This window comes from Ramlibacter paludis (genome assembly GCF_022012305.1).
GTDB classification, from domain to species: domain Bacteria; phylum Pseudomonadota; class Gammaproteobacteria; order Burkholderiales; family Burkholderiaceae_C; genus Ramlibacter; species Ramlibacter paludis.
On the sequence record NZ_JAKLTM010000002.1, the window covers coordinates 849,850 to 861,654 of the forward strand.

The window sequence follows — 11,805 nt, forward strand, 5'->3', positions numbered from 1 at the left end:
ATGCAGACCCTCTGGGACATTTCCCCGCCGGTTGCGCCGGGCTCGCCGGTGTTCCCGGGCGACACGCCGTACCAGCAGCAATGGGCCGCCACGCTCGGCCCCGGCTGCCCCGTCAACGTCAGCACGCTGACCCTGTCGCCGCACGTCGGTGCCCACGCCGACGCGCCACTGCACTACGACGCTGAGGGCCAGTCCATCGGTGCCGTCGACCTCGCGCCTTACCTTGGCCGCTGCCGCGTGATCCATGCGATCGCGCGCGGGCCGCTGGTGCTGTGGGAGCACATCGCGCATGCCGTCGCCGAGCTGCCGCCGCGCGTGCTGGTGCGCACCTATGCGCGCATGCCGGTCGACCGCTGGGACGGCGCGCTCGCCGCCTATGCGCCGGAAACCATAGAACGCCTCGCCGACGCCGGCGTGCGGCTGGTGGGCATAGACACCGCCAGCATCGACCCGGCCGACAGCAAGACGCTGGACAGCCACCAGGTGATCCGCCGCCGCGGCCTGCGTGTGCTGGAGAACCTGGTGCTCGACGAAGTCCCCGAAGGCGACTACGAGCTGATCGCCCTGCCCCTGAAACTGATGACCGCCGACGCCTCGCCGGTGCGCGCGGTGCTGCGTTCCCTTTCCGACCGATGACCACCTTGCAAGACTGCCGCGCGCGCGACGCGCAGGACCCGCTGCGCGCATTGCGCGATCTCTTCACGCTGCCGCAAGGCGTGATCTACCTCGATGGCAATTCGCTGGGCCCGCTGCCGAAGTCGGCGCCGGACCGCATCGCCCGGGCGGTGCAGGAGGAATGGGGCCAGGGCCTGATCCGCTCGTGGAACGAAGCCGGCTGGTTCGAATTGCCGCAGCGCCTGGGCGACAAGATCGCGATGCTGGTCGGCGCCGGCGCGGGCGAGGTCGTCGCGACTGACAGTACGTCGATCAACCTGTTCAAGGTGCTGAGCGCGGCGCTCTCCATGGTGGCGGCCGATGCGCCCGAGCGCCGGGTGGTGATCAGCGAGCGCAGCAACTTCCCGACCGACCTCTACATCGCCGAGTCGCTGTGCCGCGAGCGCGGGTGCAAGCTGCAGCTGGTCGAGCCGCACGAGATCGCGGGCGCGCTCGGCGCCGACACCGCGGTGCTGATGCTCACGCACGTCAACTACCGCACCGGCGCGATGCACGACATGGCCACCGTCACGCGGCGCGCCCACGAAGCCGGCGCCCTGATGATCTGGGACCTGGCACACAGCGCCGGCGCGGTCGAAGTGGACCTGCGCGGCGCCGGGGCCGACTTCGCCGTCGGCTGCGGCTACAAGTACCTGAACGGCGGCCCCGGCGCCCCCGCCTTTGCCTGGGTGCATCCGCGCCATGCCGATCGCTTCTGGCAGCCGCTGGCCGGCTGGTGGGGCCACGCCGCGCCCTTCGCCTTCACGCCCGACTACCAGCCGGCGAAAGGCATCGCGCGCTACCTGTGCGGCACGCAGCCCATCCTGAGCATGACCGCGCTCGAATGCGGCCTCGACACGCTGCTGGCGGCGCAGCCGCATGGCGGCATGGCAGCCCTGCGGCGCAAGTCGCTCGCGCTCACCGACCTCTTCATCGCGCTGGTGGAAGAACGCTGCGGCGGCCACGGCCTGGGCCTGGCCACGCCGCGCGCCCATGCCGAGCGCGGCTCGCAGGTCTGCCTGACGCGCGACGAAGGCGCCTACGCCATCGTGCAGGCGCTGATCGCGCGCGGCGTCATCGGCGACTACCGCAAGGGCCAGCCCGACATCCTGCGCTTCGGCTTCACGCCGCTGTACCTGGGCTTCGAGGATGTGTGGAACGCGGTGGAACACCTGCGCCAGGTGCTGGAGGCGCAGGAATGGCGCCGCCCCGAATTCAATCGCCAGCACGCGGTGACCTGAATGAAACCCGAAGACATCGTCAAGACCGAGAAGGCGCAGCTGGATTTCAGCCGCGACATGAGCTACGGCGACTACCTGTCGCTCGACGCCATCCTCACCGCGCAGAAGCCGCTGTCGCCGCACCACGACGAGATGCTGTTCATCATCCAGCACCAGACCAGCGAGCTCTGGATGAAGCTGATGCTGCACGAACTCTCGGCCGCCATCGCGAGCATCGCGCAGGACGAACTGCCGCCCGCCTTCAAGATGCTGGCCCGCGTGTCGCGCATCATGGAGCAGCTGGTGCACGCCTGGGACGTGCTGGCCACCATGACGCCGCCCGAGTACAGCGCCATCCGGCCCTACCTCGCCAACTCGAGCGGCTTCCAGAGCTTCCAATACCGCTGCATCGAGTTTCGCCTCGGCAACAAGAATGCCGCGATGTTGAAGCCGCACGAGCACCACGCCGAGCGGCTGGCGATCGTGCAGCAGGCCTACGCCCTCCCCTCGCTCTACGACGAGGCACTGCGCCTGCTGGCTCGGCGCGGCTTGCCGGTCCCGGCCTCACATGTGCAGCGGGATTGGACGCAGCCGTATGAAGCCAGCAAGGAAGTCGAAGAGGCCTGGCTGCAGGTTTATCGTGAGCCGCAGAAGCAGTGGGACCTGTACCAGCTGGGCGAAGAGCTCACGGACCTGGAAGACGCGTTCCGGCTCTGGCGGTTTCGCCACGTGACGACGGTGGAGCGGGTGATCGGATTCAAGCGCGGCACGGGGGGCACGGGCGGGGTGAGTTACCTGCGCAAGATGCTCGATGTGGTCTTGTTTCCGGAGATCTGGACGCTGCGGACGGCGCTTTGATGCGCGCGCGGGTGCCGCGGTTCGGCGAGCCGGGGTTGCCACCCCGGCCTACGGGACCCCGTTCATGCGTGCGTTCGAATGCCGACCTCGCCATGCGCGCTCCCCGCACCACCCGTAGGCCGTGGTGAGCGGCGAAGCCCGAACCGCGGCTACCCCCCGTACAACCACGGCTGGTCCAACAACGCCGCCCCCCGCGCCCGCAAGGCGAGATTGCGCCCCCACCGCACCGGCCCCGCCGCGTGGAAGATCGCGCCATTGCGGCGCGAGCGCCGCTGCACTTCGGCGACGCGCTGCCAGCGGCTGAGCGCATAGCGGCGCAGCGCCGTCGGCACGTCGAGCACGCGCCCATCGGCCACCGCCAGCACCCGCTCCAGCTCGCGCGCGTCCTCGATCGCCATGCCCGCGCCCTGCGCCAGGTAAGGCCGCAGCGGATGCGCGGCATCGCCCAGCAGCGCGATGCGGCCCCGGGCCAGTTCCTCGGCCCGCGTCACCGGCTCGCGGTCGTGCAGCGACCACAGCCGCCACGCAGGCACCGCACGCAACAGCTCGCGCGCCTCGCCGGCAATGTGGCCGACCGCCGTTTCGAGTTCGGCCGCCACCGCCGACTCGTCCCAGCTGCGCGGATCACCCGCGACGCGGCCTTCCACGACGCACACCACGTTCAGGAACGCGCCACCGCGCACCGGATAGGCGACGAGATGCATGCGTGGCGCGAGCCAGACGGTGACGTCGCGCGCGCGTTGCGCGGCCGGCAGGTCCGCGTCAGGCACGAGGCCGCGGTACGCCAGGTGACCGGTCGCCTGCGGCGCCGCATCGCCGCAGACCTGCGACCGCACCGTGCTCCAGAGCCCGTCGGCGCCCACCAGCGCATCGGCTTCCACCTCGGGCCCGGCATCGGGCCGCACGCGCACGGCCACTTCCGAATCGGCAACGCCCACCACCTTGCGCCCGGCATGCAGCCGCACGCCTTGCGCCCGGGCGGCCGCCAGCAGCGCGGCATGGAGGTCGGCGCGATGGAGGGTCAGGTAGGGCGCGCCGTAGCGCTGCTCGAAGTCGTCCAGCGCGAGGCGCGCAAGCTCCTGGCCGTCGACGCCGTCGCGCACACACAGGCGCGAGGGCCGCGACGCCACCTGCTCCAGCGCCGCGTCGAGCAACTGCCACTCGCGCAGGATGCGCGTGACATTGGGCCCCAGCTGGATGCCGGCGCCCACCTCGGAGAACTCCGCGGCCTGCTCGAACACGCGCGCCTCCCAGCCCGCGCGCCGCGCGGCCAGCGCAGCGGCCAGCCCGCCGATGCCGCCTCCGGCAACCAGCAGTTCCTGGCTCACTGCCCCAGCAACTGCCGCAGCACGAAGGGCAGGATGCCGCCGTGGCGGTAGTAGTCGACCTCGATCGGCGTGTCGATGCGCAGCGTGAGCTTGACCTCCTCCTTGCTGCCGTCGGCGCGCGTGACGATCAGCTTCGCGTCGCTTTGCGGCGTGAGCTCCGGGTCCGGCACGATCTCGATCAGTTCGTCACCCGTAAGGCGCAGGGACTGCCAGGTGGCGCTGCCCTGGAACTGCAGCGGCAGGACGCCCATGCCCACCAGGTTGCTGCGGTGGATGCGCTCGAAGCTGCGCGCGACCACGGCCTTGATGCCCAGCAGCTGCGTGCCCTTGGCCGCCCAGTCGCGCGAAGAGCCGGTGCCGTACTCCTCGCCGGCGAAGATCACCGTGGGACGGCCCTCGGCGATGTACTTCATCGCCGCGTCGTAGATGAACATCTTCTCGGCCCTGCCCTGCGCGTCGCGGTACAGCGTGACGCCGCCTTCCTCGCGCGAACCGTCGGGCCCTTCCGGGATCATCAGGTTCTTGATGCGGACGTTGGCGAAGGTGCCGCGCATCATCACCTCGTGGTTGCCGCGGCGCGCGCCGTAGCTGTTGAAGTCGGGCTTGTGCACGCCATGCGCCTGCAGCCACTTGCCGGCCGGCGAGGTGTCCTTGATGGAGCCCGCCGGCGAGATGTGGTCGGTGGTGATGGAGTCGCCGAACATCGCCATGATGCGCGCCTCGCGAATCGCCAGCGCCGGCGCGGCGCGGCCGCTGGGCGGCGGCTCCAGCGTGAAGCCCTCGAAGAAAGGCGGCTCGGCGATGTAGGTGCTGGTCGGCCAGTTGTACGTCTCGCCGGTCACGCCCTGGATCTCGGACCACAGCTCGCCGGGCTCGCTCTTGACCTTGGCGTAGTTGGCGCCGTAGGCCTTGCCGTTCATGGCGTACTTCATCAGCGCATGGATCTCGTCGCTGGAGGGCCAGATGTCGCCCAGCCAGACGTCCTTGCCATCGCTGCCCTTGCCGACCGGCTCGCTCATCAGGTCCTTCAGCACCGTGCCGGCAATGGCGTAGGCCACCACCAGCGGCGGGCTGGCCAGGAAGTTGGCCTTCAGGTTCGGATGGATGCGCGCCTCGAAGTTGCGGTTGCCGGAAAGCACCGCGGCGCAGACCAGGTCGCTCTTGGTGATGGCTTCGTTGATCTCGGGCGTCAGGTCGCCGGCGTTGCCGATGCAGGTGGTGCAGCCGTAGCCCGCCAGCGCGAAGCCCAGCTGCTCCAGGTAAGGCATCAGGCCCGCCTGCGTGAGGTACTCGGTGACGATGCGCGAACCCGGCGCCAGCGAGGTCTTGATGTGCGGCTGGACCCGCAGGCCCTTCTCCACCGCCTTCTTCGCCAGCAGGCCGGCCGCCAGCAGCACGCCGGGATTGGACGTGTTGGTGCAGCTGGTGATGGCGGCGATCAGCACGTCGCCGTTGCCGATGGTGACGCTGCCCACTTCGGTGTGCGGGATCGACATCGCGTGCGCAGCCTGCAGCGTCGGCTTGTTGGCCTCCATCTCGCCCGCGAAACGCGCCGCACCCAGCGGGACGGGCGGGTTGTCGGGGATGCGCTGCTCCGTTTCCTGGTCGGGCTTCTGCACCAGGTGGCGCGTGAGCAGCAGCTCGGGCGCCTGGTTGAAGCCGTTCTCGGTCACCGGCTTGGAGAACAGCGAACGGAAGGTGCTGGCCACCTTGCCGATCTCGATGCGGTCCTGCGGCCGCTTCGGGCCCGACAGGCTGGGCGTGACGGTGCCCAGGTCCAGCTTCACCACCGAGGTGTAGTCGATCTCGCCGGCGGCGGGCACGCCGAACATGCCTTGCGCGCGGAAGTAGCCTTCGAAGGCCTTGATCTCCTCCTTGCTGCGGCCCGTGCCCTCGAAGTAGGTGATGGTGCGCTCGTCGACCGGGAAGAAGCCCATGGTGGCGCCGTACTCGGGCGCCATGTTGGCGATGGTGGCGCGATCCGGCACCGCGAGGCTGCGCGTGCCCTCGCCGAAGAACTCGACGAACTTGCCCACCACCTTGTGCTTGCGCAGGATCTCGGTGACGGTGAGCACCAGGTCGGTGGCGGTGCAGCCTTCGCGCAGCTTGCCGGTGAGCTCGAAGCCCACCACGTCGGGCGTGAGGAAGTAGACCGGCTGGCCCAGCATGGCGGCCTCGCCTTCGATGCCGCCCACGCCCCAGCCCACCACGCCGATGCCGTTGATCATCGTCGTGTGGCTGTCGGTGCCGACCAGGGAGTCGAAGTAGCTCACGCCGTCGGCGCCTTCGTGGATGCCGCGCGCCAGGTATTCCAGGTTGACCTGGTGGACGATGCCGAAGCCCGGCGGCACGACGCCGAAGGTGTCGAAGGCCTGCATGCCCCACTTCATGAACTGGTAGCGCTCACGGTTGCGCTGGAACTCCAGCTTCATGTTGAGGTCGATGGCGTCCTTGGTGCCGTAGTAGTCGACCATGACGGAGTGGTCCACCACCAGGTCGACCGGCACCAGCGGCTCGATCCGGTTGACGTCCTTGCCCAGCCGCTGGGCGGCGCTGCGCATGGCCGCCAGGTCGGCCAGCAGGGGCACGCCGGTGAAGTCCTGCAACACCACGCGGGCGACGGTGAACGGGATTTCGGTGTTGCGGTCGGCGTTGGGGAACCAGTTGGCGACCTGGCGGACATGCTCGGCCGTGACCTTCTGGCCGTCACAGTTGCGCAGCACGGACTCCAGCACGATGCGCATGGAGACCGGCAGCCGCTTGATCTTGGGGAACTCTTCAGCCAGGGCCGGCAGGGAGAAGAGCTTGCCGGTGCGGCCGGCGCCGGCCTTGAAGGTCTTGAGGGTGTGGGCGAAGGCGTGCTTCATTCGGGGCCTTTGGCGTGTTGTTGCTTTGCGGTCCATTGTGCCCAAAGCGTGCGCGGCGGGGTCGCCGGCGCGAAGCGACCCCACGGCTCAAGCGGCCGGCAGGTAGCGCACGGCCAGCACGCCCTCGATCGCCCGCAGCGACTCCAGCAGCTGCGGCTTCACCGCGCTGTCCACGTCCACCAGCGTGTAGGCCATGTCGCCGCGCGACTTGTTCACCATGTTGTGGATGTTCAGGCCCGCCTGCGCCATCGCCGTGGAGATCTGGCCGAGCATGTTGGGCACGTTGGCGTTGGCGATGCCGACACGCCAGCGGGACTCGCGCGCCATCTCCACCTGCGGGAAGTTCACCGCGTTGCGGATGTTGCCCTGCTCCAGGAAGTCGCGCAGCTGCTCGGCCACCATCGCCGCGCAGTTGTCTTCGGCCTCGCGCGTGGAGGCGCCCAGGTGCGGCAGCGCGATCACGCGCGGGCTCGCCAGGATGCCCGCATGCGGGAAGTCGCAGACGTACCAGCCGAGCTGGCGCGCATCCAGCGCCCGCACGACGGCGTCGTCGTCGACCACGCCTTCGCGCGAGAAGTTCAGCAGGATGCCTTCGGGCCGCAGCAGCTTGAGGTTGTCCACGTTGACCATGTGCCGGGTCGATTCCAGCAGCGGCACGTGCACGCTGACGAAGTGCGAGTGCTTGAGCACGTCGTTGACGCTGGCAGCCTTCTTCACCTGCGCCGGCAGGCTCCAGGCCGCGTCGACGGTGATGTGCGGGTCGTAGCCCATGACCTGCATGCCCAGCTTGATTGCTGCATCGGCGACGAGGCAACCGACCTTGCCGAGGCCGATCACGCCCAGCGTCTGGCCGCACAGTTCGAAGCCGGCAAAGGCCTTCTTGCCCTCTTCGACGGCCTGGTCCAGGTGCGGCTGCTGCGCGTCGAGGCCGGCGACGAAACGCTGCGCGGGCGCGAGGTTGCGTGCCGCCATCAGCATGCCGGCCAGCACCAGCTCCTTTACCGCGTTGGCGTTGCCGCCGGGGGCGTTGAAGACGGGGATGCCGCGCGCGCTGAGGGCCGCGACCGGGATGTTGTTGGTGCCGGCGCCGGCGCGGGCGACGGCCAGCACCGAAGGCGCGATGTCGAGGTGGTGCATGTCCGCCGAACGCACGAGGATCGCGTCCGGCGCGGCGATGTCCTTGCCGACCGTGTAGCTGCCCGCGGGCAGCCGGTCGAGACCGCTTCGGGACATCTGATTCAGAACCAGGATCCCGAAAGGTCTGTCAGGCATGGGTGTCCTCGAATTCCTTCATGTACTTCACGAGAGCCTGCACGCCCTCGATCGACATCGCGTTGTAGAGCGAGGCGCGCATGCCGCCCACGAGGCGGTGGCCCTTCAGCTGGATCATCCCGCGCGCCTGCGCGTCCTTCAGGAATTCCGCGTCGAGCGCGTCGTCCTTCAGCTTGAAAGGCACGTTCATCAGCGAACGGTCCTCGCGCGCCACCGGGCTGCGGTAGAACTTGCTCGCGTCCAGGAAGTCGTACAGCACCTTGGCCTTGGCCTTGTTGTGCGCTTCGATGGCGGCGATGCCGCCCAGCGACTGGAAGTGCTTCAACACCAGGCCCATGATGTAGATCGCATAGGTGGGCGGCGTGTTGTACATCGAGTCGTTCTCGGACTGCAGCTGGTAGTTGAAGGCCGACGGCGTCACCGGCAGGGCATGCCCCAGCAGGTCGTCGCGCACCACCACCACCGTCAGGCCCGAGGGGCCCATGTTCTTCTGGGCGCCGGCATAGATCAGGCCGTACTTGCTGACGTCGATCGGGCGCGACAGGATGTCCGAGGACATGTCGGCCACCAGCGGCACGCTGCCGGTGTCGGGCGTCCAGTGGTACTGCACCCCGCCGATGGTCTCGTTGGAGCAGATGTGGACGTACGCGGCCTTCGGGTCGAGCTTCCACTCCGCGCGCTTGGGGATCGCCGTGAAGCCGTTGCCTTCGCCGGTGGCGGCCACGTTGACCGTGCCGAACTTGGCGGCTTCCTTGCAGGAGCGGGTGGACCATTCGCCGGTGACGATGTAGTCGGCGCGGCCGGTGCGGCCGATCAGGTTCATCGGCACGATGGCGTTCTCGCCGATGGCGCCGCCCTGCATGAACAGCACCTTGTAGTTGGCCGGCACCTGCATCAGCTCGCGCAGCAGCGCGATGGCCTCTTCGTAGATGCCGATGAACTCCTTGCCCCGGTGGCTCATCTCCATCACCGACATGCCGGACCCGTGCCAATCCAGCATTTCAGCGGCCGCCTGGCGCAGCACCGGCTCGGGCAGGGTGGCGGGGCCGGGGCTGAAGTTGAAGACGCGGGTCATGGGGGCTGGTTCTCCTGATGCTGGACGGGTTCGCGCCGCAGGCGCTACGGGTTAACCAGCATACCGGATGCGCGGCGGCGCACCGCCATGAACTCCAATTCCGCCAGCACGCCTACGGCTACCGCCTGGATGACGAGCCAGGCCTGGCCCGCCGCCGTGCCGGCCGCGCCCGTGAAGAGCAGCGCGAGGCAAACGAGCACCCACAAGGCGTTGCCCGCGGCCAGGAACAGCACACCCGCGCACCAGGGCGGATCGCGCCGGGCCAGCCAGGCGGCAAAGGGGGCGACGACGCACAGCAGCGCGGCGCTGCCTTGCAGCAAGCCTGCGGGCAGTCCCAGCAGGGGCGCGAGGACGGCGGTGCCGGCCAGCTGCAGCAAGGCAGTGCCGGCGCAGGAGGCGGCGTCGGCCCAGAGGACGGCGCGCAGGAAGCGGGGGGAAGCGAGGACGGTCATGGTTGGCTCCTTGGTTGACGTGCCGCCACTTTGGATGATGGCGCGCGGCGGGTCCATGAACTGGCAGGTCATGGAACGCCTGCCCGCCCTGCCCTACCATGCCGGCCATGCAGACCCTGCAGAACCCCTCCGCCCAACGCAAACCCTTCGGCGAACACCTGCGCTTCTGGCGCCAGCACCGCCGCATGAGCCAGCTGGACCTGGCCGGCGAAGCCGAGATCTCCACCCGCCACCTGAGCTTCGTCGAGACCGGCCGCTCCGCGCCCAGCCGCGAGATGGTGTTGCGCCTGGCCGAGCGGCTGGACGTGCCGCTGCGCGAACGCAATGCGCTGCTGGTGGCGGCCGGCTACGCGCCCATGTACCGCGAGCGGCCTTTCAGCGACCCGGCGCTGCAGGTGGCGCGCGATGCGGTCCAGCTGATCCTGAAAAGCCACGAGCCCTATCCCGCGCTGGCGGTGGACCGCCACTGGAACCTGCTGGCGCACAACGCCATGGTGCCGCACCTGATGGCGCGCGCCGACGCGGACCTGCTGCAAGGCACGGTGAACGTCCTGCGCCTGAGCCTGCATCCGCGCGGCCTCGCGCCGCACATCGTCAACCTCGGGCAGTGGCGGCACCACCTGTTCGAGCGGCTGCGGCAGCAGGTCCAGGCGACCGGCGATGCGGCGCTGGTGGCCTTGCAGGAGGAGTTGCAGGCCTATCCGGTGCCGGACGATGCCGACGACACGCGGCTGGAGGGCGAGCTGCTCGGCGTGGCAATGCCCTTGCGCTTTCGCGCGGCGAACGGAGCGGTGCTGAGTTTCATCAGCACCACCACCGTGTTCGGCACGCCGGTGGACGTGACCTTGCAGGAGCTGGCGCTGGAGACCTTCTTTCCAGCGGACGAGGGCACGTCCCAGGCCCTGCGCGCGCTCGCCGCCTCGTGATCACGCCGGCAGCGGCGCCGGCGCATCCAGTTGCGCCTCGAAAGCCCGCAGCCGCTTGTACACCGAGATCAGCTCGATGATGGTGCTCCACGACAGCACCAGGTACTGGAAGGATTCGCTCACCTTGTCGAAGGTGTTGGAGATCTGCTGCATCACGCCCAGCGTGATGATGCCGGCCACCACCGTCGGGCCCAGCGCCACCAACGGCACCAGCACGCTTACCTGCAGGTAGGAGTACTTGACCACGTCGAAGTACAGGTAGTGGAAGAACAGCTTGAAGTAGTTGCGGCGCAGGTGGTGGAACAGGTCGACGGCCACCGGCGCGGAAGCGCGCGCGGCGTCGTCCTCGCCGTACACCAGCTCCTTGCGGTAGGCGGCCTCGCGCCGCTGGTTCTGGAACTCCAGGCCCGGCAGCAGCACGCCCGTCAGCGCCAGCACCACGGTGCCGAAGATCGACCAGCCCAGCGCGATCCACACCAGCGAGTGCGGGATGGCGCCCAGGTACGGCACGTTCTTCACCTGCTCCGACAGGCCCCACAGGATGGGGAGGAAGGCAATGAGCTGCATCACGCTGCGCACCATCTCCACGCCCAGGCCTTCGACGATGCGGGCGAAGCGCATCGTGTCCTCCTGCACCCGCTGCGCCGCGCCCTCGATGGTGCGCAGGCGCTGCCAGTGCGCCATGTAGTAGTCGTTCATGGCATGGCGCCAGCGGAACACGTAGTGCTTGATGAAGAAGTCCAGCAGCACCGCCACGGTGATGTAGATCATGGCGATGCCGAGGAACAGCCGCAGCTGCTGCCAGTACTGCCCGAGGTCGATGGAGTTCGGCTTTTCCAGCGCCTTCTGCACCAGGTCGTAGAAGCTGCCGTACCAGGCGTTGATCTGCACGTCGAGCTGCACGCGGTACCAGGTGCCGGCCAGGATCAGGACCGTGCCGAGCACCGACCACGCGAACCAGTGGCGGGAGAGGAAGAAGGAGCGGAACATCCGGCGTGGCCCTTGTGTTGGTTTGGGCGGATGCTAACGCCGGGGCGACGAGCTGGGGTGCGCTGCGCTCACCTGCGCCGGCGCACGCGCCGGCCCAGCCTACGGGGAGCCGCGGTTCGCTGTGCTCACCACGGCCTACGGGCGCCTCCGGGACCTCGGCCTT

At 69.0% G+C, this 11,805-nt stretch carries 10 protein-coding genes; 4 read left to right on the forward strand and 6 right to left on the reverse strand.

Translation table 11 applies throughout. From position 1 onward, the window contains the following. Genes kynB through kynA form a run of 3 tightly spaced genes read left to right on the forward strand, consistent with a single transcriptional unit; the run spans position 1 to position 2,732 of the window. Positions 1 to 636 (forward strand): arylformamidase, encoded by a 636-nt coding sequence (gene kynB / locus LZ009_RS10665; protein WP_275697888.1) that lies wholly within the window; start codon positions 1 to 3, stop codon positions 634 to 636. Then, positions 633 to 1,895 carry a kynureninase gene (gene kynU / locus LZ009_RS10670; protein ID WP_275697889.1) on the forward strand — a complete coding sequence of 421 codons (1,263 nt, stop codon included), beginning with the start codon at positions 633 to 635 and terminating at the stop codon, positions 1,893 to 1,895. Before kynB ends, kynU begins: the two co-directional genes overlap by 4 nt. Further along, complete coding sequence (kynA, locus tag LZ009_RS10675; RefSeq protein WP_275697890.1) at positions 1,896 to 2,732, forward strand: tryptophan 2,3-dioxygenase; 837 nt, start codon at positions 1,896 to 1,898, stop codon at positions 2,730 to 2,732. It begins immediately after the preceding gene. A 149-nt stretch (positions 2,733 to 2,881) separates the two neighbouring features. Here kynA and LZ009_RS10680 read toward each other — a convergent pair whose 3' ends face one another. From LZ009_RS10680 to LZ009_RS10700, 5 genes are all read right to left on the reverse strand, one after another. After that, complete coding sequence (locus LZ009_RS10680; RefSeq protein ID WP_275697891.1) at positions 2,882 to 4,060, reverse strand: FAD-dependent monooxygenase; 1,179 nt, start codon at positions 4,058 to 4,060, stop codon at positions 2,882 to 2,884. Then, on the reverse strand, positions 4,057 to 6,927 hold the full coding sequence (locus LZ009_RS10685; protein ID WP_275697892.1) for an aconitate hydratase: 2,871 nt from the start codon (positions 6,925 to 6,927) through the stop codon (positions 4,057 to 4,059). The genes LZ009_RS10680 and LZ009_RS10685 overlap by 4 nt, the downstream gene beginning before the upstream one ends. A gap of 87 nt (positions 6,928 to 7,014) precedes the next feature. Then, positions 7,015 to 8,160, reverse strand: a complete 1,146-nt coding sequence (locus tag LZ009_RS10690) for a phosphoglycerate dehydrogenase (protein ID WP_275697893.1) — start codon at positions 8,158 to 8,160, stop codon at positions 7,015 to 7,017. A 31-nt stretch (positions 8,161 to 8,191) separates the two neighbouring features. Next, positions 8,192 to 9,274 (reverse strand): 3-phosphoserine/phosphohydroxythreonine transaminase, encoded by a 1,083-nt coding sequence (gene serC / locus LZ009_RS10695; protein ID WP_275697894.1) that lies wholly within the window; start codon positions 9,272 to 9,274, stop codon positions 8,192 to 8,194. 44 nt (positions 9,275 to 9,318) lie between these two features. Then, positions 9,319 to 9,726, reverse strand: coding sequence for a hypothetical protein (locus LZ009_RS10700; protein WP_275697895.1), 408 nt, complete (start codon positions 9,724 to 9,726; stop codon positions 9,319 to 9,321). 107 nt (positions 9,727 to 9,833) lie between these two features. On the opposite strand from LZ009_RS10700, the gene LZ009_RS10705 reads away from it, so the two are divergent. Then, positions 9,834 to 10,652 carry a helix-turn-helix domain-containing protein gene (locus tag LZ009_RS10705; RefSeq protein ID WP_275697896.1) on the forward strand — a complete coding sequence of 273 codons (819 nt, stop codon included), beginning with the start codon at positions 9,834 to 9,836 and terminating at the stop codon, positions 10,650 to 10,652. Here LZ009_RS10705 and sbmA read toward each other — a convergent pair whose 3' ends face one another. Then, positions 10,653 to 11,642 (reverse strand): peptide antibiotic transporter SbmA, encoded by a 990-nt coding sequence (gene sbmA, locus LZ009_RS10710; RefSeq protein WP_275697897.1) that lies wholly within the window; start codon positions 11,640 to 11,642, stop codon positions 10,653 to 10,655. It lies immediately after the preceding gene. Positions 11,643 to 11,805 lie beyond the last annotated feature (163 nt).

Coding starts and splice junctions, on each gene's coding strand:
- LZ009_RS10690 (WP_275697893.1), bottom strand. CDS start 8,160: ATGTCCCGAAGCGGTCTCGACCGGCTGCCCGCGGGCAGCTACACGGTC.
- LZ009_RS10705 (WP_275697896.1), top strand. CDS start 9,834: ATGCAGACCCTGCAGAACCCCTCCGCCCAACGCAAACCCTTCGGCGAA.
- kynU (WP_275697889.1), top strand. CDS start 633: ATGACCACCTTGCAAGACTGCCGCGCGCGCGACGCGCAGGACCCGCTG.
- kynA (WP_275697890.1), top strand. CDS start 1,896: ATGAAACCCGAAGACATCGTCAAGACCGAGAAGGCGCAGCTGGATTTC.
- serC (WP_275697894.1), bottom strand. CDS start 9,274: ATGACCCGCGTCTTCAACTTCAGCCCCGGCCCCGCCACCCTGCCCGAG.
- LZ009_RS10685 (WP_275697892.1), bottom strand. CDS start 6,927: ATGAAGCACGCCTTCGCCCACACCCTCAAGACCTTCAAGGCCGGCGCC.
- LZ009_RS10700 (WP_275697895.1), bottom strand. CDS start 9,726: ATGACCGTCCTCGCTTCCCCCCGCTTCCTGCGCGCCGTCCTCTGGGCC.
- kynB (WP_275697888.1), top strand. CDS start 1: ATGCAGACCCTCTGGGACATTTCCCCGCCGGTTGCGCCGGGCTCGCCG.
- sbmA (WP_275697897.1), bottom strand. CDS start 11,642: ATGTTCCGCTCCTTCTTCCTCTCCCGCCACTGGTTCGCGTGGTCGGTG.